Here is a 23,405-nt window from a genome sequence, read left to right as displayed (position 1 = left end):
TTCATTTCGTGAGTGGCGATTGGGCACGGCAGGACCCTAGGGAGATTTGAGTGCCGCGGCGGTGCTCTGCGCGCTGCCACGGGTGCCGAGATGGTGGAAGAACAGGTTGAGCGTGACCGCGACGAGCGCGCCGGCGCTGATGCCGGAGCCGAGGACGGTCTGCGCCCACGCGGGGAACTGGGTGTAGAAGGTGGGCGCGGCGAGCGGGATGATGCCCGCCCCGAGCGACACCGCCACCAGGATGATGTTGGAGCTGTCGTCCAGGCCCGCCTCGGAGAGCGTACGGATGCCGCTGACCGCGATGGAGCCGAAGAGCACGATGCCCGCGCCGCCGAGGACCGGCATGGGGACGACGTTGACGACCGCGCCGAGGACCGGGAAGGCGCCGAGGACGATGAGCGTGGCGCCCGCGACGGCGACGACGTAGCGGCTGCGGACCCGGGTGAGCGAGACGACGCCGACGTTCTGCGCGAAGGCGGAGGTCGGGAAGCCGCCGAAGACGGGGCCGACGAGCGTGGCGATGCCGTCGGTGCGCAGGCCCCGGGTGATGGTCTTCCCGTCGGTCTTGCGCTCGCAGATCTCGCCGAGGGCGAGCATGCCGGCCGCCGACTCGGTCATCAGGACCAGCATGACGATGCAGAGCGAGAGGATCGCGGCGGGCTGGAAGACCGGGGCGCCGGCGGCGAACGGCGTGGGCAGCGCGGCCAGCGGCGCCGACTGCACGGAGGTGAAGTCCGCCATGCCGAACGGGATCGCGGCCAGCGTGCCGATGAACATGCCTGCCAGCAGGGCGACTTGCTTCAAGAAGCCGCGCCCGAAGCGCTGGAACATCAGGATGACGACGAGCGTGAAGGCGGCGAGCGCGAGGTACTTCATGTCGCCGAACGTCGGGTCGGTGTCGTCGCCCCCTTGCGCCCACTTGACGGGCACGGGCATCAGCGTGACGCCGATGAGGGTGATGACGACGCCGGTGACCAGCGGCGGGAAGAAGCGCAGCAGCTTGCCGAAGAAGGGGCCGACGGCGAGGCAGAAGACGCCCGCGACCATTACCGCGCCGTAGATCGCGGGGAGTTGGTCGCCCTTGGCGTTGGTCTCGGCGATGGCGAGGATCGGTGCGATACCGGCCGAGGAGGCGGCGTTCACGAACGGCAGGCGGTTGCCGACGAATCCCTTGACGCCGAGGGTCTGGAGGATGGTGGCGAGACCGGCGATCAGCAGACCGGCGGCGATCAGCCGGGTCTGGGCCACCGTGTCCAGGCCACAGGCCTGGCCGATGATGAGCGGAGGGGTGACCACACCCGCGTACATGGCGGCGATGTGCTGGAGTGCGGCGGGGACGAGCCGCGAGGGGTGGAGCTTCTCATCCACCGGGTGGCAGTCGGGAGTTGACTCCCCGTCACCTACAGGTGGGGTGGAACACGGGCCTTCTGCCGGCCCCTTTGCAGGCTGTGCCATTGCTGTTCCCTCCGGTGTGGCGCGCCCCCGCCCACTGCGGTGGGGCGGGGGCGCGCGTCCCGCGTCAGAGGTTGGTCATGTCGACCGGGATCTTCGGCTCGACGCCGTCCCGCAGGATGGTGGCCTCGATGAGGCCGTAGGGACGGTCGGCGGCGTAGTAGACGGCTCCGTCCTTCGCCTCGTTGTCGAGGCCGAAGGGCGAGAGGTCCTGACGGAAGTGGTGCTTGTTGGGCGCGGAGAAGCGGATCTCGTCGATCTCGCTGCGGTTGTTGATGACCCGCGAACCCATCTGGTACAGCGTCTGCTGGAGGGAGAGCGAGTAGGTCTCCACGAAGGCGTGCAGGATGTGCTTCTTCGCCTGCTCGTACGACCGCTCCCAGCTCGGCATGCGCTGCTCGTCGCTGGTCCAGTTGTGCCGCCACCACGTGGACAGGGAGGTGGCGAGGATGCGGTCGTAGTCTTCCTGGAGGGTCGTGTACTTGTCCTTGATGTAGCCCCAGAACTCGGAGTTCGTGGAGTTCATCACGGTCAGGTCCTTCAGCCCCGACAGCACCTCGAACTTCTCGCCGTCATAAGTGATCTGGGCGAGCCGCGTCTCCTGGCCCTTGCGGACGAAGGAGTGCTTGACCTCGTCGGCGCCGATGAACTTGGCGTTGCTGTCGGAGCCGCCGATGCGCTCCCAGGAGTACTCCTCGATGCGGATCCGCGCGCGGTGGATCGAGGGCTGGCTGTCGACGAAGTGCCGGGCGAGGTGGATGCCGTACTGCTCGGCGGACTCGATGCCGTACTCCTTGGCGAACGCGAAGCAGGTGTTCTTCGTCGTGTCCGTCGGCAGGCAGTTGGCGTTCGAGCCGTTGTAGTGGACGTCGTCCAGGTCGCCGGAGAGGGCGACGGAGACGTTCAGGTCCTTGATGTGGTGGGTGTCGCCGTCCCGCGTGATCTTTACGACCCGGTTCTCAGCCTTGCCGTACTGGTTCTGTCCCAGAATGGTGGGCATGTCTGCTAGCTCCCTCGGTAAACGGAGTAGCCGAACGGGTTGAGCAGCAGCGGTACGTGGTAGTGCTCGCCCGGCGTGACGGCGAACGTGATCGCCACCTCCGGGAAGAACGCTCCGTCCGCACCGCTGTCCCGATTCGCGGGGGCGTCCTGCTGCGCCTCGGCTTGCTGGTTCTTCGTGTTCTGCTTGGCCAGGAAGTACGCCTCGGTCTCGAAGTCGAGGCGTACGTGGGTGGTGCCCTCCGGCAGCGCCGGCAGGTCCTTGCAGCGCCCGTCCGCGTCGGTCGCGCTGCCGCCGAGCGCCTGCCACTGCTCCTGGGAGCCGCCGCGGGCCGACAGTGAGATGGCGACGCCCTCGGCGGGGCGGCCGACGCTGGTGTCCAGGATGTGCGTGGACACCGACGCGGTCGTTTCCGTGCTCATGCGGTCTCTTCTTCTTCCAGGAGGCGGGTCAGGCGGATGCGGTTGATCTTGCCCAGCTCGGCGCGGACGATCTCCCGCTCCTGTTCGGGCGAGTTGCCGATCCGTTCCTTGACCGCGTCCCGCATCTGCTCACCGGTGCGGCCGGTGGCGCAGATCAGGAAGACATGGCCGAACTTCTCCTGGTAGGCCAGGTTCAGTTCGAGCATCTCGGCCTTGAGCTCCTCGGAGGCGCCGGCCATGCCCCGCTGTTCGCGGGAGGAGGTCGGGTCCCCGGGCTTCGGGCGGCCGATCGGCGGGTGCCCCGCCATCGCCTCGGCCAGGTCGTCCGCGGTCAGCTCGGCCATGGCGGCGTCGCTCGCGGCGAAGAGGTCCTCGGCGGTGGCGTAGGGGCGCTGGGAGAGAAGCCTGCTCCCCCAGGCCGAAGAGGCACAGGCCTCGTGGAGCGCGGCGGTGGCCGCCGACTCCTCCAAGGCGTTGAACCGGGCGATGCCCGGTGTCGTACTCGAAGTCACGGGAAGCCTCCGTGGCCTTGTGCTGGACGGGCTGCGGAACAGCTAAGACCTTCAACAACGCAGCGTCAACAGTTTGTTGAAATAACTTGAACAAAGAAGCCGCCACCCGACGATACGGGTGACGGCTCGACCGCATTGAGTGACAGAAGGGTCCTGGGCGGGGCGCCCTTAGTCACCCTTCGCGGCATTCTCCCTGTTCAGGTAGTTGTAAACGGTGAAGCGGGAGACGCCGAGGGCGCCCGCCACCGTCTCGACGCCGTGCCGCACGGCGAAGGCGCCGCGCGCCTCCAGTATCCGCACGACCTCCTGCTTCGCCTTGCGGTCGAGCTCCGAGAGCGGCCGGCCCCGCTTGCGCTCCAGGGCGAGCAGGATGTGGTCCAGCGAGTCGGCGAGCTGCGGCAGCCGCACCGCCACCACGTCCTCGCCCTCCCAGGCCAGGACCACGTCATCGGTCCCCGCCTGGTCCGGCGGGATCATCTCGCCGCCCATGGCGTCCACCAGCGGCTTGACCGCGGTGACGAAGGGGTCGTCCCCGAAGCTGGTCACTTATCCGCCTCCCCCGGCAGGCCGCGGCCTCCCGGCCGGTCCGGCTCCCCGATCACGTTGACCTGGAGCGAGACCCGGGTGGCGCCCGCCCCCAGGGACTGGCGCAGCATCGCGTCGACGGCGGTCAGGACCGCGTCGACGTCGCCCTCGGCGGTGTTGCCGAACGGGCCGACGTCCACCGCGTCCAGCGGGGCCCCCTGGATGACGTCGCGGGCCACCAGCGCGTGCGCCGGGGCCTCGTCGAGGTCGAAGGGCTCGGTCGTGAACTCCACTCTCAATCGCACGCGGCCAACCTACTGCCGCGTCGGGATTTTTCGGCAGCCCCCTCTTGACAGCTTCCGCGGATCGGATGCAGTCTTCCATCAAGCAGAAATGAACTTCCGCAATACGGAAGGAGCGCGGAAGCCCCATGGGATACTCCGACCAGCGCTTCAATGTGAACCTGTCGATCCTCTTCACCGAGCTCCCGCTCCTGGAGCGCCCCGCGGCCGCCGCGAAGGCCGGCTTCGGCGCGGTCGAGCTGTGGTGGCCCTGGGTCGACGCCCCCACCCCCGAGCAGTCCGAGCTCGACGCCCTGAAGAAGGCGATCGAGGACGCGGGCGTGCGGCTGGTGGGCCTGAACTTCTACGCCGGTCAGCTGCCGGGCCCCGACCGCGGCGCCCTGTCGATCCCCGGCGAGGAGAGCGAGAAGTTCCGCGCCAACCTCGCGGTGGCGGCGGACTTCGCCGAGTCGCTCGGCTGCACGGCGCTCAACGCGCTGTACGGCAACCGCGTCGAGGGCGTGGACCCGGCCGTCCAGGACGAACTCGCCCTGGAGAACCTGGTGCTCGCGGCCCGCGAGGCCGACCGCGTCGGCGCGATCCTGCTGATCGAGGCGCTGAACGCCCCCGAGTCGCCGAAGTGCCCCATCGTGAGCGCGCCCAAGGCGATCGAGATCGTCGACAAGGTGAACGCCGCGACCGGCCTCGGCAACGCCAAGTTCCTCATGGACCTGTACCACCTGTCCATGAACGGCGAGGACCTGCCCTCGGTCATCGAGCGGTACGCCGCGAAGACCGGGCACGTGCAGATCGCGGACAACCCCGGCCGCGGCGCCCCCGGCACGGGTTCGCTGCCGCTGGAGGCGCTGCTCGACCAGCTGCGGGACTCCGGCTACGAGGGCTGGGTCGGCCTGGAGTACAAGGCGGGCGACCGCCCCAGCGAGGAGTCCTTCGGCTGGCTGCCCGCCGAGGCCCGCGCCGCGCGCTGAGCGCCAACTCATAGACGTACGAAAGCTTTAGAGCAGTCAGAGAGGCACCCTCATGAGCACCCTTCCCAAGGTCGCGTGGATCGGACTCGGCATCATGGGCTCCCCCATGTCCGAGAACCTGATCAAGGCGGGTTACTCCGTCACCGGCTACACCCTTGAGCAGGACAAGCTGGACCGGCTCTCGGCCGCCGGCGGCACCGCCGCGAAGTCCATCGCGGAGGCCGTCAGGGACGCCGACGTGGTCGTCACGATGGTGCCCGCGTCGCCGCAGGTCGAGGCCATCGCGTACGGCCCCGACGGCATCCTGGAGAACGCCAGGTCGGGCGCGCTGATCGTCGACATGTCGTCGATCACCCCGCAGACCTCCGTGGACCTCGCCAAGGCCGCCGAGGAGAAGGGCCTGCGCGTCCTGGACGCCCCGGTCTCCGGCGGCGAGGCGGGCGCCATCGAGGCCGTCCTGTCCATCATGGTCGGCGGCGAGCAGGCCGACTTCGACGAGGCCAAGCCGCTGCTCGAGGCACTCGGCAAGACCATCGTGCTGTGCGGTCCGCACGGCTCCGGTCAGACCGTGAAGGCCGCCAACCAGCTGATCGTCGCCGTCAACATCCAGGCGTGCGCCGAGGCCGTGGTCTTCCTGGAGAAGTCCGGCGTGGACCTGAACGCCGCCCTCGACGTCCTCAACGGCGGTCTGGCCGGCTCGACCGTGCTGACCCGCAAGAAGGACAACTTCCTGAACCGGGACTTCAAGCCCGGCTTCCGGATCGACCTGCACCACAAGGACATGGGCATCGTCACCGACGCCGCCCGCAACGTCGGCGCCGCCCTGCCCGTCGGCGCGGTCGTCGCCCAGCTGGTCGCCTCCCTGCGTGCGCAGGGCGACGGCGGCCTCGACCACTCCGCCCTGCTGCGCTCCGTCGAGCGCCTGTCGGGCACCGAGCTCTAGCCGACGGGCTCCTCCCCCAGACTTCCGGGCCGTGGCGGCGCTGACACCTGTCCTGTCGCGCCCAGGCGCCGCCGCGGCCCGGAACCAGCACGGCACCACCGGCCCACCGGCCCACCCAAAAACTTCAACAAACTGTTGACGTAGCTGCTCAGGGGTCCTTACGCTCCCGAACACCGTCTGCAGTCGAAGCAGTTACGTACGGAAGGTCAACCTCGCCACCATGTCGAAGCGTGTGCTCACGACCGAGTCCGGCGCCCCCGTCGCCGACAACCAGAACTCCGCCACCGCCGGCGTCGGTGGTCCGATCCTGCTCCAGGACCAGCACCTCCTGGAGAAGCTGGCCCGCTTCAACCGTGAGCGCATCCCGGAGCGTGTCGTGCACGCCCGCGGCTCCGGCGCGTACGGCTACTTCGAGGTGACCGACGACGTCACCGGCTTCACCCACGCGGACTTCCTCAGCGAGGTCGGCAGGCGCACGGAGCTGTTCCTGCGCTTCTCGACCGTGGCCGACAACCTCGGTGGCGCGGACGCGGTCCGTGACCCGCGCGGCTTCGCGGTGAAGTTCTACACCGAAGAGGGCAACTACGACCTCGTCGGCAACAACACCCCGGTGTTCTTCATCAAGGACCCGCTGAAGTTCCCCGACTTCATCCACTCCCAGAAGCGCGACCCCTTCACGGGCAAGCAGGAGCCGGACAACGTCTGGGACTTCTGGGCGCACGCCCCCGAGGCCACGCACCAGATCACCTGGCTGATGGGCGACCGCGGCATCCCCGCCTCGTACCGCCACATGAACGGCTACGGCTCGCACACCTACCAGTGGACGAACGCCAAGGGCGAGGCCTTCTTCGTCAAGTACCACTTCAAGACGAACCAGGGCATCCGCTCCCTCTCCAGCGAGCAGGCCGCCGAGATCGCGGGCAAGGACCCGAACTCGCACCAGACCGACCTGCTCCAGGCCATCGAGCGGGGCGTGAACCCGTCCTGGACACTGCACGTGCAGATCATGCCCGCGTCCGAGGCGGCGGACTACCGCTTCAACCCGTTCGACCTCACCAAGGTGTGGCCGCACAAGGACTACCCGCTCCAGCGCGTCGGCCGCCTGGTCCTCGACCGCAACCCGGACAACGTCTTCGCCGAGGTCGAGCAGGCCGCGTTCTCCCCGAACAACTTCGTGCCGGGCATCGGCCCCTCGCCCGACAAGATGCTCCAGGGCCGCCTGTTCGCCTACGCGGACGCGCACCGCTACCGCCTGGGCGTCAACCACACCCAGCTCGCGGTCAACGCCCCCAAGGCGGCGAAGGCCGACAACTACGGGCGTGACGGCCTGATGGCCTCCAACCCCTACGGCCGCGACCGCAAGAACTACGAGCCCAACTCGTACGACGGCCCCGTCGAGACCGGTCAGCCGCTCTCCGCGCCGCTCGCGATCGCCGGCTACACGGGCACGCACGCCGCCCCGACCCACACCAAGGACGACGACTTCTTCCAGGCCGGTGAGCTCTACCGCCTGATGTCCGAGGACGAGAAGTCGCGTCTGGTGGCGAACATCGCCGGTGGCCTCTCGCAGGTCTCCCGCGACGACGTCATCGAGAAGAACCTCGCCCACTTCCACGCCGCCGACGCCGACTACGGCAAGCGCGTCGAGGAGGCCGTCCGCGCCCTGCGCGAGGACTGAGCGAGCGGATAACTCCCGAGCTGCGTCGATGGGTTGACGGGAGGTCAGCCCGTCGGCGCTGAGCCCGACCCGCCGTCACGGACCCGGATGAGGGGTGGTACGTGACGCGGGCGGGCGGGCTCGGTCCGCGGCGGCTCTGCGAGCCAGTGCGGTGGTCGAGGTCCGTCGGCTTCCCTCTCGACCTGAGGGAGAGGAACCGACGGCCCGTCGCACCCGCCGCGGTCCCGACCCCTTTCACGGGGTTCACGGATTTCCCCACGGGGTTCACGGACTCCGCCCGGCAGCGCGCATGCATGTTCCGCCAGTCGCGCGCCGTCGGGCGGCAACAACTTCACACGCTTCACCCACACGGCCGGAGCGCCGGGTACGGACGGTCCCGTACCCGGCGCTCTTCCGTGGTGCGCCCTAGGGCCTGTCTGACAATTCCCGCCTGCCTCCGGCGACGACGCGAATTGTCAGACAGGCCCTAGTTCACCTTGCCGCCGGACTCCAGGGTGGCGACCACCCGCTCCAGGCGGGCCGCCCGCGTGGCGGCCGTCCTCGCCGTCATCAGGCGGTGCAGCACGGTGTACCGGTCCGTCTTGCCGAGCGCCTCAAATGCCTTGTGCGCCGCCGGACTTGCCGCGAGCGCGGCCGTCAGGTCGTCGGGCACCGTGGCGTTGCGCTGCGATTCGTAGGCCGCGTCCCAGCGTCCGTCCGCCCGCGCCGCCGCGACCTCCGCGAGGCCCGGTTCGCGCATGCGGCCCTCGGCGGTCAGTTCCGCGACGCGGTCGATGTTCACCTTCGACCACAGGCTGCGCGGGCGGCGGCGAGTGATCTTCTGGAGGTAGTGGACGTCGTCGTGCGACTTGCGGTGGCCGGTGATCCAGCCGTAGCAGAGCGCCACGTCATTGACCTCCGCGGCCGTCACCGAGGCCACGCCCGAGTTCTTCTTGGCGATCTTCACCCAGATTCCCGGGGAGTCGCCGTGGTGCTCGTCCAGCCAGTCCGCCAACCGCGGTTCGTCGGCGAAGAACACGACCTTCAGGCCGTCCAGTGAGTCCATCCGGCCACGCTACGCGAACACTTGTGGCACGGCGAAGGGGCGGCCCACCCCCCTCGGGTGGACCGCCCCAGCCGGTGCCGGCCGTGTGTCAGGCCTTCAGCGGGTCTCAGACCTTCAGCGGGCGGATCGCCGTCGGCGCGTGGCCCGGCTCCGTCGCGATCTCCTCGAACTCCTTGACCGCGCTGATGTCGGCCGTCGGGCTCATCGAGATGTTCGTGATGCGCTCCAGGATCGCCTCGACGACCACCGGCACGCGGTACTCGGCCGCGAGCTTCTTGGCCTGCTCGAAGGCCGGCAGCAGCTCATCGGGCTCGGTGACGCGGATCGCCTTGCAGCCGAGGCCCTCGGCGACCTTGACGTGGTCCACGCCGTAGACGCCGAGCTCCGGGGAGTTCTGGTTCTCGAACTCCAGGTTGACCTGGAAGTTGATGTCCAGGCCGATCTGCGCCTGGCGGATCAGGCCGAGGTAGGCGTTGTTGACCAGGACGTGGACGTACGGGATGCGGTGCTGCGCGCCGACCGCCAGCTCCTCGATCATGAACTGGAAGTCGTAGTCGCCGGAGAGGGCGACGACCGGGCTCTCCGGGTCGGCCTTGGCGGCGCCGAGCGCGGCCGGGATGGTCCAGCCGAGCGGGCCCGCCTGGCCGCAGTTGATCCAGTGGCGCGGCTTGTAGACGTGCAGCATCTGGGCGCCGGCGATCTGCGAGAGGCCGATCGTGGTGACGTAGCGCGTCTCGGGGCCGAAGGCCTTGTTCATCTCCTCGTAGACGCGCTGCGGCTTCATGGGCACGTTGGCGAAGTGCGTGCGGCGCTGGAGCGTCTCCTTGCGCTTGAGGTGGGAGGCGACCCACTCCGAGCGGTCGGGCAGCTCACCGGCGGCCTTCAGCTCCTTCGCGACCTCGACGAACAGCTCCAGCGCGGCCTTGGCGTCGGAGGCGATGCCGTAGTCGGGGGCGAAGATCTTGCCGATCTGGGTCGGCTCGATGTCGACGTGCACGAACTTGCGGCCCTGGGTGTACACGTCCAGCTTGTAGCCGGTGTGACGGTTGGCCCAGCGGTTGCCGATGCCGAGGACGAAGTCCGACTCCAGGAACGTCGCGTTGCCGTAGCGGTGGCCGGTCTGCTGGCCGACCATGCCGGCGTTCAGGTCGTGGTCGTCGGGGATGGTGCCCCAGCCCATCAGCGTCGGCACGACAGGGGTGTTCGTGATCTCGGCGAACTCGACGAGCAGGTCGGAGGCGTCGGCGTTGATGATGCCGCCGCCCGCGACGATCAGCGGGCGCTCGGACTCGACCAGGAAGCGGATCGCCTTCTCGATCTGGGCGCGGGTCGCGGCGGGCTTGTAGACCGGCAGCGGCTCGTACGTCTCCGGGTCGAACTCGATCTCGGTCTGCTGGACGTCGATGGGCAGGTCGATGAGGACCGGGCCCGGACGGCCCGAACGCATCAGGTGGAAGGCCTGCTGGAAGATGCCGGGGACCTGCGCGGCCTCCAGGACGGTCACGGCCATCTTGGTGACCGGCTTGGCGATCGTCGCGATGTCGACGGCCTGGAAGTCCTCCTTGTGCAGGAGGTGCGTCGGGGCCTGCCCGGTGATGCAGAGGATCGGGATCGAGTCGCCGGTGGCGGAGTACAGGCCGGTGATCATGTCGGTGCCCGCGGGTCCCGACGTGCCGATGCAGACGCCGATGTTGCCCGGCTTGGACCGGGTGTAGCCCTCGGCCATGTGCGAGGCGCCCTCGACGTGGCGGGCGAGGGTGTGGTCGATGCCACCGCCCTCCTTGAGCGCCTTGTAGAAGGGGTTGATCGCGGCGCCCGGCACACCGAACGCGTTGACGACGCCCTCGCGCTTGAGGATCTCAACTGCCGCGCGGGCAGCGGTCATACGAGCCATGGGGTTCTCCTGCTTCGACAGCTTCGACAGCTTTTCGGCTGCCGGATACGGCTGGCGGATCCGGCTCCCGTCGCGCCCCGCGGTGAGCTTCTGTTTCCGCATTATGGAAAGAATGTTCTGCTATATGGAAGCAATGTAAGGGTGTGGGCCGGAGACCGTCAAGGGACATCCGCGATCCGGCCCACCGGCCGGACGGCATGTCCAGAACGGGCGGGCGGCTTGCCCGAACTCGGCCTCGCCGGGGACCCGTCGGGTGGAGGATGGCGGGAGACGGCGCGAGGGGTGAGGGCCATGGCGGACGGCGGCATGCCGGTGCGGTGCCCCAGCTGCCGGCGCGAGCATCTGTACGTGCCCCCTTCCCTGCCGTGCGCGTGCGGCGCCATGCTCACCCCGCCGATGGCCCGGGGCGCGCCGCCGACGCCGGTCACCGACCGGAGCTGGGCGGACGACTGGGTCACCGTCCACTGCCGGCCCTGCGGCCGCCCGCTCCAGTGGCCGCAACCGGAGCTGGACTGCGCCTGCGGGGCCGTCCTGCGCCTGGCGGTCGTACCGGCGCCGCGAGTGCCCAGGGCGCCGCGTACACCGGCTCCCCCGGGGCGCGCCTTCCGGCCGCCGCCGCTCCGCGACGCCCGTGACGCCGTGACCGTGGCCGCGCTGTACCTGCGGTGGCTCGGCTTCCCCGATACCCGCAGCGCCGCGCGGCGCCCGCCCTCGGGGGCGCGGATCACCGCCCGCGGGATGCTGGCCCAGGTCGATCCCGGCCCGCGGCGCACCACGGCCCGCGACATCGAATGCCTGTGGCTCACCGCGATGACGGCGGCGGGCGAGACCCCTGTCGCCTGCGCCTTCTTCTGCCTGGCCGGATATACGGACGAGGCGCGCGCCCGGGCGGACGCGCTGGCGGTCCCGCTGTTCACGGTGGACCTCACGGGCACGCCGCGGCCGGTGAACGGCGCGGCGGACGAACTCGTCGCGACCGGCGCGTGAGGCGCGGGGCCCGGCCCCGCATTCGAATTAGTACACATATTCGAAACGGGAGTACGCTGATGTCATGGCACAGCACCAGCTCCAGCTCCAGGGGTCGCTCTTCGATCAGAGCGACGAACCGCGGCTGCGTCCCCTGGACCCGATCCGCAGGACGGTGCTCGGCGACGGGGCGTGGATCGACCTCCTGCCGGGCTGGCTCACCGGCGCCGACGCCCTCTTCGAACGCCTCGCCGCGGACGTCCCGTGGCAGGCCGAGCGCCGCCAGATGTACGAGAGGGTCGTCGACGTACCGCGCCTGCTCGCCTTCTACGGCGCCGGAGAGCCGCTGCCCCACCCCGTGCTCGACGAGGCGCGGCAAGCACTGTCGGCGCACTACGCCGCCGAACTCGGCGAGGAGTTCGCGACGGCCGGCCTGTGCCACTACCGCGACGGGCGTGACAGCGTGGCGTGGCACGGCAACCGCATCGGCCGGGGCGCCCGCGAGGACACGATGGTCGCCATCCTCTCCGTGGGTGCACCGCGGGATCTGCTGCTGCGTCCGCGCCGCGGCGGGGCGACGGTCCGCCACCCGCTCGGGCACGGCGACCTGATCGTGATGGGCGGCTCCTGCCAGCGGACGTGGGAACATGCCGTGCCCAAGTCGACGAGGGCCTCCGGCGGGCGCATCAGTGTCCAGTTTCGCCCGCGGGGCGTGCGCTGATTCGGCGCCTCCGGCGCCGGCTGCCTTCGCGTTCCTGTCAGGTGCGGGTGCGCGGGGGCTGGTCGCGCAGTTCCCCGCGCCCCCCTACGGGGGCCGGCCTTCCCCCGGGGTGCCCCTGTAAGGCGCCTGCTGCCTTCGCGTTCCTGTCGGGTGCGGGTGCGCGGGGGCTGGTCGCGCAGTTCCCCGCGCCCCTTACGGGGCCCGGCCTTCCCCGGGGTGTCCCTGTAAGGCGCCTGCTGCCTTCGCGTTCCTGTCGGGTGCGGCTGGGCGGGGGCTGGTCGCGCAGTTCCCCGCGCCCCTTACCGGGGCCGGCCTTCCCCCCGGGAGTGCTCCCCTGTACGGCTTCGGTCGCGCAGGTTCCCGCGGTCCTTACGGGGCGGCCTCAGGCGTCGGAGGCAGGGGGCCTCATGTGCAGCAGGTGGCGGGTGAGGGCCAGTGCGGCCAGTAGTGTCACGAGGCCGCAGACTCCCGGCCAGCCGAAGGTGTCGTAGGCGCGCGCGCCGAGCCAGGAGCCGATGCTTCCGCCGAGGTAGCCGCATGTCATGTACGCCGTGTTGAGCCGGGAGCGCGCCTCGTCGCTCAGCGCGAAGATCCGCACCTGGTTGGCGATCATCCCCGACTGCATGGCGACGTCGAGCAGCAGCGACCCCGCCGCCAGTGCCATGAGCCCCACCGCCCCGCCGGCGCCGCCGAACAGGAGGACGGCCGCCGCGGCGAGGACCGCGAGGGTGGCGGCGAGGTTGACCGCGTCGGGCCCGCGCCGGTCCACCTGGCGGCCCGCGAGCGGCGTACTGATCATCGTCCCGGCGTTGACGAGGGCCAGCAGTCCGACCGCCGAGGCCCCGAGCCCGTACACGGGGCCGGTCATCAGCAGCGCGACGCCGGTCCACAGTGCGGAGAACGCGCCGAAGAGCATCGCCTGGTAGAAGCCGGAGCGCCGCAGCTCCGGCTCGGTCCGCAGCAGCCGCAGCGACTCGCCGAGCAGCGTCGGGTAACTCTGCCGCGAGGGCGCGGTCGACTTCGGCAGCGCGCGGGCGAGGACGAGCGCGATGAGCAGGGCCAGGACCGCCGACAGCAGGTACGGGGCGCGCCAGCCCAGCCACTCGCCGAGGCTGCCGCCGAAGGCGCGGGAGAGCAGCATGCCGCCGATGGAGCCGCTGAGCAGGGTGCCGGTGACGGCGCCGCGCCGGTCGTCGGGGACCAGGCCCACCGCCATGGGCGCCACGATCGGGGCGATGACGGTGGTGACGCCGACGAGGACGCTCGCGGCGACCAGCGGCACCAGACCCGGCGCGAGCCCCGCGCCGAGCAGGCCGAGTCCGGCGAGCGAGAGCAGCGCGGCGATGAGCGGCCGGTAGGGGATGCGGTCGCCGAGCGGCACGAGGAGGAAGATGCCGCCCGCGTAGCCGAACTGGGTCGCCGTGACCACCAGCGTGGCGGTGTCCGCCGACACGTGCAGCCCCTCGGCGACCAGCGGGCTGACGGCCTGCGGGAAGTAGACGTTGCCGACGGCCACACCGCACACCACGGCGAGCAGCAGCACCATGCCGCGTCCGAGGCCGGTCGGTGCGCCGGGCGCCGGGGCCGACCGCGCCTCGGGCCGCGCGCCGCGGCCGGTGGTTCTCTCGATCACCGGCACACGATCCCCGGCGAAAGGCCGCGGCACAACCGTATTTCGCCGGGGCATACTCGCACCCATGCTGATCCGCCCCGCCACCGCCGCCGAACTCCCCGCCCTCCAGGACATCGAACGCGCGGCGGGAGAAGCCTTCCGCGCGCTCGGCATGGACGCCGTCGCGGACGACGAACCGCCGACGGTGGCGGAGTTGGAGCGGTTCCGCCGGGCGGGCCGGGCGTGGGTCGCGGCGGACGAGGCGGGCGCCCCGCTCGCGTACCTGCTCAGCGAACCTCTCGACGAGCCGACGGGGTCGCGGTGCGCGCACCTCGAGCACATCGAGCACATCGAGCAGGTCACCGTGCACCCGCGTGCGGCCCGGCGCGGCATCGGGCGCGCCCTGATCGACCGGCTCGCGGACCGGGCGCTCGCGGAAGGCAGGACCGCCCTCACCCTCACGACCTTCACGGACGTCCCGTGGAACGCCCCCTACTACGCCCGCATCGGCTTCCGCCCCCTCACGGAAGCCGAACTCACCCCCGGTCTCCGGCGCATCCGCGCGCATGAGGCCGGACTGGGCCTGGACCGCTGGCCCCGCCTCTGCATGCGCCGCGCCCTGACGGCGGACCCCACGGCGGACGTCACTCCCCGTACCGCTCCCTGAGCTCGATCTTGCGCACCTTGCCGGAGACCGTCATCGGGAAGGACTCCAGGATCCGCAGGGCCGCGGGCACCTTGTAGTGGGCCAACTGCCCCTTGCAGTAGGCCTGGAGCTCGGCCAACGTCAGCGTGTCGCCGGGGTCCCGCAGGATCACGCAGGCGAGCGGCACCTCTCCGTACCGCTCGTCGGGCACGCCCACCACCTGGACGTCGGCGATCTTGGGGTGGCCGTACAGGAACTCCTCGATCTCGCGAGGGTAGATGTTCTCGCCGCCCCTGATGATCATGTCCTTGATGCGGCCGACGATCTGGACGTACCCGTCCTCGCGCATGACGGCCAGGTCCCCGGTGTGCATCCAGCGGCCGGCGTCGATGACCTCGGCGGTCCGCTCGGGCTCGTTCCAGTAGCCGCGCATCACGCCGTAGCCGCGGGTGCACAGCTCGCCGGAGGCGCCGCGCGGCAGGGTGACGCCGGTCGCGGGGTCGACGACCTTCACCTCGATGTGCGGCAGGACGCGGCCGACGGTGCCGGTGCGGCGCTCCAGGTCGTCGTCGCGGCGGGTCTGCGTGGAGACGGGCGACGTCTCGGTCATGCCGTAGCAGATGGAGACCTCCCGCATGTGCATCTCGGCGACCACCCGCTTCATCACCTCCACCGGGCAGGGCGAGCCCGCCATGATGCCGGTGCGCAGCGAAGTGAGGTCGTACGCCGCGAAGTCGGGGAGGTTCAGCTCCGCGATGAACATGGTGGGCACGCCGTACAGCGAGGTGCAGCGCTCCTGCTCGACGGCGCGCAGCGTGGCGGCCGGGTCGAAGGACGGGGCGGGGATGACGATGCACGCGCCGTGCGAGGTGGCGCCGAGGTTGCCCATCACCATGCCGAAGCAGTGGTAGAAGGGGACGGGCAGGCAGACGCGGTCCCGCTCGGTGTAGCCGACCGTGCGGCCCACCCAGTAGCCGTTGTTGAGGATGTTGTGGTGGGAGAGCGTGGCTCCCTTGGGGAAGCCCGTGGTGCCCGAGGTGTACTGGATGTTCACGGGGTCGTCGCATGTCAACTCCGCCTCGCGCGCGGCCAGTTCCGCGGCCGTGACCGAGGCGGCGGCTTCGAGCAGCGCGTCCCAGGAGCCGTCCCCGATGTAGTGGACGGCGCGCAGCTCACGGCAGCGGGGCCGCACCTCGTCGACGAGCGCGCGGTAGTCGCTGCTCTTGTGGGCCCGTGAGGCGACCAGAAGCGAGACGCCCGCCTGGTTGAGCACGAACTCCAAATCGTGCGCGCGGTAGGCCGGGTTGATGTTCACCATGATGGCGCCGATCCGCGCGGTGGCGTACTGCACGAGCACCCACTCCGCGCAGTTCACCGCCCAGATCCCGACGCGGTCGCCCTTGGCCACCCCGGATCCGAGGAGGCCGCGCGCCAGCCGCTCGACGGCGGCGCCGAACTCCGCGTACGTCCACCGGGTGCCCGCGGCGACGTCCACGAGGGCGTCGCGGCCGGGCCAGGCGGCGACGGCCCGGTCGAGGTTGCGGCCGATGGTGTCGCCGAGGAGGGGGGTGTCATCGGTGCCGTGGGCGTAGGAGAGTTCAGCCGTGTCACGTGGGCTTCGCATGTCTGTCCTCACTCCATCACTTGAGATCACTTGCGGCATTTCGGAGCGTTCCCTCCCCCGAAGCCACAACAATGTGCGCATGGGTGATGACTGGAAGCAACGACTGAACCAGCTCCACGCCGGTTTGGTGCAACGAGACGATCCCGCCGAGCTGGTGACCGAGGCCGACGCCGTCGACGCGTCGTACCGCTATCCGCATCTCGCGGTCCGTGGGCCCGTCTTCGGTCTCGCGATGCAGGATCCCGCGGTCGGGCCCGAATGGCGGGTGCTAAAGCCGATCGTGGACGGCATGCCCCAGCAGGCCAGGGACGCGCTGAACTCGGTGCTGTGGTTCAAGGCCAAGGACGACACCGACGACCCCGCCGTGCGCCGGGATCTGCTGGCCGCGGTCGCCGTCCTCGAACGCGAGCCTGTCGACGAGCTGGAGGTCCTCGGGGTGCGCTACCGCGTGGTGCGCGGCGACGAGTTCGCCCGCACCGGCCCCGACGGCCTGGAGCCGCCCCGGCCGACGGACCCGGAACCGGCCGACCGTTCCTGGGCCGGGCGCCACCGCGCCCCGTCCACGGACCTCGGTTTCACGCTCGACCCCGGCGAGGAGGCTCCGGGGCTGATGACGAGCGCCCTCAAGCTGGGGCTGCGGGGTTTCGCCTATGCCGGCGCGCGGTTCCCCGCCGACGTCCGCGCGGACTCCGAGCGGGCCGTCACCACCCATCCCGACATCGCTCTGCTGCCCGTCGGCTTCGGCGTGGCCGAGCGCAGCGAGAAGGGGTGGCGGCCGCGGTCCGCCCTGATGCCCACCCCGCACGACGCCCGCCGGATGCTGTACGACGCGATGACGGAATCCTGGCCGATGTTCCACGAGTTCGACGACGAGGAGAAGGCGGCGTACGCGCGAGCCGCCGAAGAGTTCAAGGCCACCCCCCGCGCCAACGAGGCGCGCGTGGGTGACAGCGTGTACAGGATCTGCCGTACGGAACGGCTGGTGCGCTGTGGCCCCGACGGCCCGGAGCCGCCGCGCCCCTCGGACGTCGACTCCTACGGCCCCATGAAGATGCACCCCACGATGGACGAGGACGGCACGCTGCACTACGACGACTGAGTCGGCGCCCGGGTCAGCGCATCTGGCGCCGCACCAGTTCCCGCAGCCGCCCGTCCGGGTCCGCGAGGAGCTGTGCGGGCGGCCCCTGTTCGACGATGCGGCCCTCCGCCATGACGAGGACCCGGTCGGCGTCCATGACGGTGGACAGGCGGTGGGCGATCACGACGCGGGTCGCGTTCAGGGCGCGGGTGCTGTCGATGACGGTGCGCTGCGTCTCGTTGTCCAAAGCGCTCGTGGCCTCGTCGAAGAAGAGGACACGGGGGCGGCGGATCAGCGCCTGGGCGATCATCAGCCGCTGGCGCTGGCCGCCGGATACCGCGCCGCCGCCGGAGATCATCGTGTGCAGGCCCATCGGCATGCGCTTGATGTCCTCGGCGAGGCCCGCCATGGCGGCGGCCTCCCACGCCTCCTCCTGCGTGTACGACTCGGCGCCGCAGATGCACTCCAGGATGGAGCCGGTGAGCGGCTGGGCGTTCTGGAGGACGACGCCGCACTGACGGCGTACGGCCGCCTGGTCCAGGGCGGCGAGGTCCTGGCCGTCGTAGAGCACGCTGCCGGAGACGGGTTCGTCGAAGCCGATCAGGAGGCGCAGCAGCGTCGACTTGCCGCAGCCGCTCGGGCCGACGACGGCCACGAACTCGCCGGGCCGGATCGCGAGGGACACGTCGTCAAGGACCAGCGGGCCGTCGTCGGTGTAGCGGAAGGACAGGCCCCGTGCCTCGATCGCGCCCTGGAGTCCGCCCGGCTGGGTGCTGCCGGCCCGCACCTCCGGCGCCTCGTCGAGAACCGGTTTGATCTGCTCGAACATCGGGAGGACCGCGGCCGCCGAGATCAGCGCGCCGGTGAGCTGGGTGACGGAGGTCAGGAGCATCGTCACGGCGGTGCTGAAGGTGAGGAACTCCCCCGCCGTGAGGCTGCCGCGGGCCGGGCCCGCGAGGAGGACGAACATGACGAGCGTACAGAGCGGCAGATAGACGGAGTTGAGGACCGTGGTCGCGTTCTTGATGCGACCCGCGCGCCGTTGCAGCTCCCGGCTGCGCGCGAACTTTCCGGCCCAGGCCGCGTACGCGAAGCTCTCCGCACCGGCCACGCGGAGTTTGGGCAGGCCGCGCAGGGTCTGGAACGCCTGGTTGTTGAGCTCGTTGCCGAGCTCTATCAGGCGTCGCTGCCAGCGCAGTTCGGCGAGGCCGAGCGCGAGGAACACGGCGGCGATGACGGCCAGCATCGCCAGTGCGGCCAGGGCGAGGGGCACGCTGTAGAAGAGCAGCAGGCCGAGGTTCATCGCGCCGATCGTGCCGGCTTGCAGCGCGACGGGGCCGATGCCCGACAGGACGCGGCGGATGGCGCTGACACCCATGGCCGCGCTCGCCAGCTCACCGGTGGAACGGGACGCGAAGAAGCGCGTGGGAAGGCGCAACAGGCGGTCCCACACGGCCGGTTGGAGGGTGCTCTCCATGCGGCCCTCCATCCGCAGGACGGTGAGGTTCTGGAGCAGCATGAACGCCGCGGAGACGATGCTGGTGACCATGACGGCCAGGGAGACCTGGACGATGAGGCTCTTCTCGCCGTTCGGGACGAGGACACCGAGCACCTGGCCCGTCGCGATCGGCACGAGAGCGCCGATCACGACCGTCACCAGGCCGGCGAGGGCGAGGTTGCGCAGGTCGCCCCGGGTGCCCCGCAGACCGAAGCGGAACAGCCGCCATGGCGTCAACGGCCGGTCGGGCAGCGGCCGGTAGAACATGACGGCCTGCGGTTCGAACTCGTCGGCGTTCCCACCGTCGACCCGGGTGCGCCGCCCGGAGGTGGGGTGCACCGCTTCGTAGCCGCCGCGCCGCCACAGCAGGGCGACCGGCGCTCCGCTCGCCGCGCGGTGGCCCACCAGCGGGCCCGCGTTCTCGCGCCACCAGCGCCCGGCGAGCCGGACGGCGCGGGTGCGCACCCGCGAGGCCATCGCGATCCGCTCCACCGGGTCGATCCGGTCGCTCACCGCACCGCTGTCCGAGAGGCCGGCCAGCGTGATGCCCGTCGCCTCGGCGACCAGCCGGCACGCGGCGTACGTGGCGTCGTCACCGCCTTGGGACGCGGTGCGGCGCGCGTCGCCCCTGCCCGCGCGGCCGATGGAGGCGATCAGGGTGCGGTCGGCCTGCACGCGGACGCTCTCGCCCGCCTTGATGCCGGCCGCCGTGCGGTCCTCGTGGGCGCGCTCCAGGCGTTCGATCCAGCGGTCGAGCGTCGAGAGCAGCCGGTACTGCTGGTTGACCATGCGCTGCCACAGCGCGGCGTCGACGAGCAGGTCACCCGCGGCCTCGGCGCTGTAGGCGGCGCCGTACTGGACGCTGCCCGGCGCGACCGGCATCCAGAGGATGTCGTCGTCGGTGACCACCTCGTCGCCCATGGTGCGGCCGTCGAGCGGCGCTTCGAACAGGACCCGGTGGCCGCGCCCGATGCCGAGCGCGAAGGCGTGCTCCAGCAGGCTCAGCGCGGTGTCCTCGGAGTCGTACTGGGTGTCGTACCGGCTGGGGTACTGCTGCTCGTGGGACCAGGTGTCGCCGTGGTCGGGGCGGTACAGCTCGCGCAGCGGGACACGGCGCAGCTCGCAGCCCGCCAGGGGGCGGCCGACCAGGGTGTGCTGGGGGCCCTCGACGGGGCCGAGGAGCAGGGCGCCCGGCTCCAGGCGGCCGAGGTAGTGCCAGTGGCCCTGCTGCACGGCGTCGACGGCGAACAGGTCGAGTGCGCCCGCCACCACGAGCCACAGCACCTGCGGTCCCTCCAGGTGCACGCTGCGCAGGCCCGCGCAGTCGACGGGTGTGCCGAGCGCGCCGAAGGAGGCGGCGACCGGGTCCTGCGTACGCATGTGCTGCTCCGAGGTCACCTCAGTGCTCCCTGACCAGCTCGGCGTACGGACCGCCCGCGGCGACGAGGTGTTCGTGGCGGCCTCGCTCCACGACCTGGCCGTGGTCGAGGACGACGATCTCGTCGCTGTCGCGCACGGTGCTCAGGCGGTGGGCGATGACGACGCAGGCGCAGCCGCGGCGGCGCAGGTTGTCGATGATGATCTGTTCGGTCCCGGCGTCCAGGGCACTGGTCACCTCGTCGAGCACGAGGATGCTGGGGCGGCGGACCAGGGCCCGCGCGATCTCCAGGCGCTGGCGCTGCCCGCCGGAGAAGTTCCGCCCGTCCTGCTCGACGCGGCCGTGGATGCCGCCGGGCCTGCGGGCCACGACCTCGTACAGGCAGGCGTCCTTCAGAGCGGCGACGACGTCCTCGTCGGGGATGGAGGGGTCCCACAGTGTGACGTTGTCGCGGATGGTGCCCTCGAAGAGGAAGACGTCCTGGTCGACGAAGGACACGGAGGCGGTGAGCGCGCCGCGCGGGATGTCCTCCAGGCGCTGCCCGTCGATGCGGATCGTGCCCTCCCACGGGCTGTAGAGGCCCGAAAGGAGCCGGGAGACGGTCGACTTGCCGCTGCCCGAGCCGCCGACGAGCGCGACCTGCCGGCCCGGCCCCACCGACAGGGAGAAGCCCGTCAGGAGAGGCTTGTCGAGGGGGCTGTAGCCGAAGGTGACGTCTTCGAGGGTGACGTGGCCCTTGAGGCGGCGGGTGCTCGCGGTCGGTTCGGGGCGGGAGTAGAGGGGGTCGACGGGAAAGTTCTCGACGTCCTTGAGGCGGGCGACGTCGGCGGCGAAGTCCTGGATGCGGCCCGCGACGCCGTTGAGGCGGGTGATGGGCGCGGTGAAGCGCGTGACGAGGGCCTGGAAGGCGACGAGCAGCCCGATCGACAGGTGCCCCTCGACCGCGCGCAGGCCGCCGATCCACAGGATCAGCGCGCTGTTGAGGGTGGCCAGCGTCGGCGCGACGACACCGAGCCAGGCGCTCGGCACCCCGAGGCGCTGCTGCTCCTCCAGGGTCGTGGCGTGCTGTCCCGCCCAGCGCCGGAAGTAGCCGTTCTCGCCTCCGGTCGCCTTCATGGTCTCGATCAACTGGAGGCCCGTGTAGGAGGTGTTGGTGAGCTTGGCGCTGTCGGCGCGCAGCTTCTGGGTGCCGGTGGCGCGCAGCCGTACGACGACGCGCATCGCCACGACGTTCAGCAGGGCGATGCCGACGCCGACGAGGGTGAGCTGCGGATCGTACGTCCACAGCAGGCCCGCGTAGAGGAGTACGACGATGCCGTCGACGCCGGCGGCCGTCAGGTCGCGGGCCAGGGTCTCGGCGACCGCGTCGTTGGAGGCGAGGCGCTGCACGAGGTCGGCGGGGCTGCGCTGGGCGTAGAACGTGACGGGCAGGCGCAGCAGATGGCGGAAGAAGCGGGCGCTGCCGAGGGTGGAGGAGATGATGCGGCCGCGCAGCAGGTTCGCCTGTTGCAGCCAGGTCAGCACCACGGTGAGCGCCACCATCGCGCCCATCGAGGCGAATAGCGCGCCAAGGAGCGAGGTCTGATGGCCGATCAGGAACAGGTCGATGTACGTGCGGCTGAGCGCGGGCAGGGCCGCGCCGACCGCGACGAGCAGCAGGCTGGCAAGGAGCGCGGCGAGCATCGTGCCCGTGGTGCCGCGCAGCCGGGCCGGGAGGGCCTTGAGGACGCCGGGCCTGCGGCCGCCCGGCCGGAAGTCCTCCCCCGGTTCGAGGACCAGGACGACCCCGGTGAAGCTGGTGTCGAAGTCCTCCGAGGGCACGAAGCGGCGGCCCTTGTCGGGGTCGTTGATGTACACGCCCCGGCGGCCGAGGCGGCGCCCCATGCCGTCATAGACGACGTAGTGGTTGAACTCCCAGAAGAGGATGGCGGGCGCCTTGACGTCGGCGAGCGCGGCGGGCTCCATCTGCATGCCCTTGGCGGTGAGGCCGTAACTGCGGGCCGCCTTCAGGACGTTGCTGGCCCGTGAGCCGTCGCGGGAGACGCCGCACGCGATGCGCAGCTCCTCCAGGGGCACGTGCCGGCCGTGGTGGGCGAGGACCATGGCGAGGGCGGCGGCGCCGCACTCCACGGCCTCCATCTGGAGGACGGTGGGCGTACGGACGGTCCTCGGCCGTCCGCCCTTCGGCGCGGGGCGCGGCGGCGTGGCGCGGCGGCGGCCGCGCCGCGGGGGCTCGGGGCGGTGCCTGCGGCGGCCGCCGGGGGGCGGCAGCTGCTGCTGGTGTTCCGGGGAGGGGTGCGGTGCGGTCACGGAAGCAGCCAATCGATCGGGCGCTGCTCGGCGAGGTGGACGGCGCCGGTGGCCAGGGTCATCGACTCCGGTGCGAAGGGCGGTCCGCCGCCGGTCGACCAGGCGTAACCGGAGTCGGTGCCGGGCGACTTGTCGAGCCGTACGAGCACGGCCACGGGTGGGCCGTCCTTCGTGAACTGCCCGGCCAGTTCCTTGTCGCCGAGGAAGCCGGTGATCCGCTGCCGGGTCTGCGCGGCCCGCCCGATCGCCTTCACACGGCCGCGCAGCGTCCCGTACCGCTGGGTGGGCACGGACTGGACGGTGAGGTCGACAAGGGCGCCGACCGGCACGGTGGCCGCGCTGTCGGCGGGGACGTACAGCATCGCGAGGAGCGGGTCGTCGATGCCCGCCACGCGCTCCACGCTCGCGACGTCGGCGCCGGTGGTGACGACGGTGCCGATCCTCGCGAGGAGGGTGGTGACGCGGCCCGCGGCGATCGCGCGCACCGCCTTGTCGCCGTGATCCGTACGGACCTTCAGCACGGGGGCGCCCGCGTCGAGCCGTTCGCCCTCCTTGGCGTAGACACCGGTGACCTGCCCGGTGACGGGGCTCTGGAGGACGTAACCGCCCTGGCCGTGGGTGAGGATGCCGGGCGCCCGGAGTGTCGAGGCGACCGAGCCGGTCACCGCCCACACGCTCGCGGCGGCCATGACGACGAGGGTGACGGCGAGGACGAGCAGGCCCTGGGGGCGGGCGTAGCGCACCGGAAGGTCGAGTTCCTCGGGCGACTGCAGCTTGGACAGGGCCTGTTGGCGGAACTGCACGGAACGCTTTCCTTAAGGTGAGGCGTCC

The 23,405-nt window shown here is 71.0% G+C and carries 20 protein-coding genes; 7 read left to right on the top strand and 13 right to left on the bottom strand.

The genetic code is table 11. The features are described from left to right. Positions 1-36: 36 nt before the first annotated feature. The 6 genes from ACF062_RS09450 to ACF062_RS09425 all read right to left on the bottom strand — a co-directional run bounded on the left by ACF062_RS09450 (position 37) and on the right by ACF062_RS09425 (position 4,216). Positions 37-1,455, bottom strand: coding sequence for a nucleobase:cation symporter-2 family protein (locus ACF062_RS09450; RefSeq protein ID WP_392137175.1), 1,419 nt, complete (start codon positions 1,453-1,455; stop codon positions 37-39). Between the two features lie 64 nt (positions 1,456-1,519). After that, a complete protein-coding gene (pucL, locus tag ACF062_RS09445; RefSeq protein ID WP_125515970.1) occupies positions 1,520-2,452 on the bottom strand; it encodes a factor-independent urate hydroxylase in 933 nt (310 codons plus the stop codon). 5 nt (positions 2,453-2,457) lie between these two features. Then, positions 2,458-2,874, bottom strand: a complete 417-nt coding sequence (uraH, locus tag ACF062_RS09440; protein WP_392137174.1) for a hydroxyisourate hydrolase — start codon at positions 2,872-2,874, stop codon at positions 2,458-2,460. Beyond that, positions 2,871-3,386, bottom strand: a complete 516-nt coding sequence (uraD, locus tag ACF062_RS09435) for a 2-oxo-4-hydroxy-4-carboxy-5-ureidoimidazoline decarboxylase (RefSeq protein ID WP_392137173.1) — start codon at positions 3,384-3,386, stop codon at positions 2,871-2,873. Before uraD ends, uraH begins: the two co-directional genes overlap by 4 nt. 168 nt (positions 3,387-3,554) lie before the next feature. After that, positions 3,555-3,932 (bottom strand): helix-turn-helix domain-containing protein, encoded by a 378-nt coding sequence (locus ACF062_RS09430; RefSeq protein WP_223777657.1) that lies wholly within the window; start codon positions 3,930-3,932, stop codon positions 3,555-3,557. Next, positions 3,929-4,216: a hypothetical protein gene (locus ACF062_RS09425; RefSeq protein ID WP_356571663.1), complete on the bottom strand. Its 288-nt coding sequence runs from the start codon at positions 4,214-4,216 to the stop codon at positions 3,929-3,931. Before ACF062_RS09425 ends, ACF062_RS09430 begins: the two co-directional genes overlap by 4 nt. A 125-nt stretch (positions 4,217-4,341) precedes the next feature. Between ACF062_RS09425 and ACF062_RS09420 the strand changes: the two genes are divergently transcribed. The 3 genes from ACF062_RS09420 to ACF062_RS09410 all read left to right on the top strand — a co-directional run bounded on the left by ACF062_RS09420 (position 4,342) and on the right by ACF062_RS09410 (position 7,802). Next, entirely contained in the window at positions 4,342-5,181 is an 840-nt protein-coding gene (locus tag ACF062_RS09420) for a TIM barrel protein (protein ID WP_392137172.1), read from the top strand. 52 nt (positions 5,182-5,233) lie between these two features. Next, entirely contained in the window at positions 5,234-6,124 is an 891-nt protein-coding gene (locus ACF062_RS09415) for a 2-hydroxy-3-oxopropionate reductase (protein WP_392137171.1), read from the top strand. Positions 6,125-6,344: 220 nt separating this feature from the next. After that, positions 6,345-7,802: a catalase gene (locus ACF062_RS09410; RefSeq protein ID WP_392137170.1), complete on the top strand. Its 1,458-nt coding sequence runs from the start codon at positions 6,345-6,347 to the stop codon at positions 7,800-7,802. Between the two features lie 466 nt (positions 7,803-8,268). Here ACF062_RS09410 and ACF062_RS09405 read toward each other — a convergent pair whose 3' ends face one another. Together ACF062_RS09405 and gcl are read right to left on the bottom strand one after the other, a co-directional pair. Further along, positions 8,269-8,847, bottom strand: a complete 579-nt coding sequence (locus tag ACF062_RS09405; RefSeq protein ID WP_392137169.1) for a YdeI family protein — start codon at positions 8,845-8,847, stop codon at positions 8,269-8,271. 106 nt (positions 8,848-8,953) lie between these two features. Further along, entirely contained in the window at positions 8,954-10,741 is a 1,788-nt protein-coding gene (gene gcl, locus ACF062_RS09400) for a glyoxylate carboligase (protein WP_392137690.1), read from the bottom strand. Positions 10,742-11,032: 291 nt separating this feature from the next. Between gcl and ACF062_RS09395 the strand changes: the two genes are divergently transcribed. Continuing rightward, on the top strand, positions 11,033-11,728 hold the full coding sequence (locus ACF062_RS09395) for a hypothetical protein (protein ID WP_392137168.1): 696 nt from the start codon (positions 11,033-11,035) through the stop codon (positions 11,726-11,728). 64 nt (positions 11,729-11,792) lie between these two features. Continuing rightward, entirely contained in the window at positions 11,793-12,428 is a 636-nt protein-coding gene (locus ACF062_RS09390; RefSeq protein ID WP_392137167.1) for an alpha-ketoglutarate-dependent dioxygenase AlkB, read from the top strand. Positions 12,429-12,810: 382 nt separating this feature from the next. On the opposite strand, the gene ACF062_RS09385 is transcribed toward ACF062_RS09390, so the two are convergent. Continuing rightward, entirely contained in the window at positions 12,811-13,974 is a 1,164-nt protein-coding gene (locus tag ACF062_RS09385; RefSeq protein WP_392137689.1) for an MFS transporter, read from the bottom strand. Between the two features lie 151 nt (positions 13,975-14,125). On the opposite strand from ACF062_RS09385, the gene ACF062_RS09380 reads away from it, so the two are divergent. Continuing rightward, entirely contained in the window at positions 14,126-14,707 is a 582-nt protein-coding gene (locus ACF062_RS09380) for a GNAT family N-acetyltransferase (RefSeq protein ID WP_392137166.1), read from the top strand. Here the strand turns inward: ACF062_RS09380 and ACF062_RS09375 are convergent. Next, on the bottom strand, positions 14,685-16,310 hold the full coding sequence (locus tag ACF062_RS09375) for an AMP-binding protein (protein ID WP_392137165.1): 1,626 nt from the start codon (positions 16,308-16,310) through the stop codon (positions 14,685-14,687). The genes ACF062_RS09380 and ACF062_RS09375 overlap by 23 nt on opposite strands. Before the next feature lie 79 nt (positions 16,311-16,389). Here ACF062_RS09375 and ACF062_RS09370 point away from each other — a divergent pair, with 79 nt between their 5' ends. Further along, positions 16,390-17,409: a DUF5954 family protein gene (locus tag ACF062_RS09370; RefSeq protein ID WP_392137164.1), complete on the top strand. Its 1,020-nt coding sequence runs from the start codon at positions 16,390-16,392 to the stop codon at positions 17,407-17,409. Between the two features lie 13 nt (positions 17,410-17,422). Here ACF062_RS09370 and ACF062_RS09365 read toward each other — a convergent pair whose 3' ends face one another. From ACF062_RS09365 to ACF062_RS09355, 3 genes are read right to left on the bottom strand one after another with little or no spacing between them, the layout of a single operon-like run. Beyond that, entirely contained in the window at positions 17,423-20,266 is a 2,844-nt protein-coding gene (locus ACF062_RS09365) for an NHLP bacteriocin export ABC transporter permease/ATPase subunit (RefSeq protein WP_392137688.1), read from the bottom strand. Between the two features lie 19 nt (positions 20,267-20,285). Continuing rightward, entirely contained in the window at positions 20,286-22,574 is a 2,289-nt protein-coding gene (locus ACF062_RS09360) for an NHLP family bacteriocin export ABC transporter peptidase/permease/ATPase subunit (RefSeq protein WP_392137163.1), read from the bottom strand. Beyond that, positions 22,571-23,377 carry an HlyD family efflux transporter periplasmic adaptor subunit gene (locus ACF062_RS09355; RefSeq protein ID WP_392137162.1) on the bottom strand — a complete coding sequence of 269 codons (807 nt, stop codon included), beginning with the start codon at positions 23,375-23,377 and terminating at the stop codon, positions 22,571-22,573. The genes ACF062_RS09360 and ACF062_RS09355 overlap by 4 nt, the downstream gene beginning before the upstream one ends. Positions 23,378-23,405: the final 28 nt, after the last annotated feature.

Source organism: Streptomyces sp. NPDC015345 (assembly GCF_043078805.1).
In the GTDB taxonomy this organism is placed as follows: domain Bacteria; phylum Actinomycetota; class Actinomycetes; order Streptomycetales; family Streptomycetaceae; genus Streptomyces.
Note: the sequence above shows the minus strand (reverse complement) of the source record. Positions and strands in the feature narration are given on the sequence as shown.

Bases quoted from the DNA above. Each gene is read 5' to 3' on its own strand.
- pucL (WP_125515970.1), bottom strand. From the start codon at position 2,452: ATGCCCACCATTCTGGGACAGAACCAGTACGGCAAGGCTGAGAACCGG.
- ACF062_RS09420 (WP_392137172.1), top strand. From the start codon at position 4,342: ATGGGATACTCCGACCAGCGCTTCAATGTGAACCTGTCGATCCTCTTC.
- ACF062_RS09450 (WP_392137175.1), bottom strand. From the start codon at position 1,455: ATGGCACAGCCTGCAAAGGGGCCGGCAGAAGGCCCGTGTTCCACCCCA.
- ACF062_RS09390 (WP_392137167.1), top strand. From the start codon at position 11,793: ATGGCACAGCACCAGCTCCAGCTCCAGGGGTCGCTCTTCGATCAGAGC.
- ACF062_RS09385 (WP_392137689.1), bottom strand. From the start codon at position 13,974: ATGGTGCTGCTGCTCGCCGTGGTGTGCGGTGTGGCCGTCGGCAACGTC.
- ACF062_RS09410 (WP_392137170.1), top strand. From the start codon at position 6,345: ATGTCGAAGCGTGTGCTCACGACCGAGTCCGGCGCCCCCGTCGCCGAC.
- ACF062_RS09380 (WP_392137166.1), top strand. From the start codon at position 14,126: ATGCTGATCCGCCCCGCCACCGCCGCCGAACTCCCCGCCCTCCAGGAC.
- ACF062_RS09415 (WP_392137171.1), top strand. From the start codon at position 5,234: ATGAGCACCCTTCCCAAGGTCGCGTGGATCGGACTCGGCATCATGGGC.
- ACF062_RS09370 (WP_392137164.1), top strand. From the start codon at position 16,390: ATGGGTGATGACTGGAAGCAACGACTGAACCAGCTCCACGCCGGTTTG.
- gcl (WP_392137690.1), bottom strand. From the start codon at position 10,741: ATGGCTCGTATGACCGCTGCCCGCGCGGCAGTTGAGATCCTCAAGCGC.
- ACF062_RS09405 (WP_392137169.1), bottom strand. From the start codon at position 8,847: ATGGACTCACTGGACGGCCTGAAGGTCGTGTTCTTCGCCGACGAACCG.
- ACF062_RS09365 (WP_392137688.1), bottom strand. From the start codon at position 20,266: ATGCGTACGCAGGACCCGGTCGCCGCCTCCTTCGGCGCGCTCGGCACA.
- ACF062_RS09395 (WP_392137168.1), top strand. From the start codon at position 11,033: ATGGCGGACGGCGGCATGCCGGTGCGGTGCCCCAGCTGCCGGCGCGAG.
- ACF062_RS09375 (WP_392137165.1), bottom strand. From the start codon at position 16,310: ATGCGAAGCCCACGTGACACGGCTGAACTCTCCTACGCCCACGGCACC.
- uraH (WP_392137174.1), bottom strand. From the start codon at position 2,874: ATGAGCACGGAAACGACCGCGTCGGTGTCCACGCACATCCTGGACACC.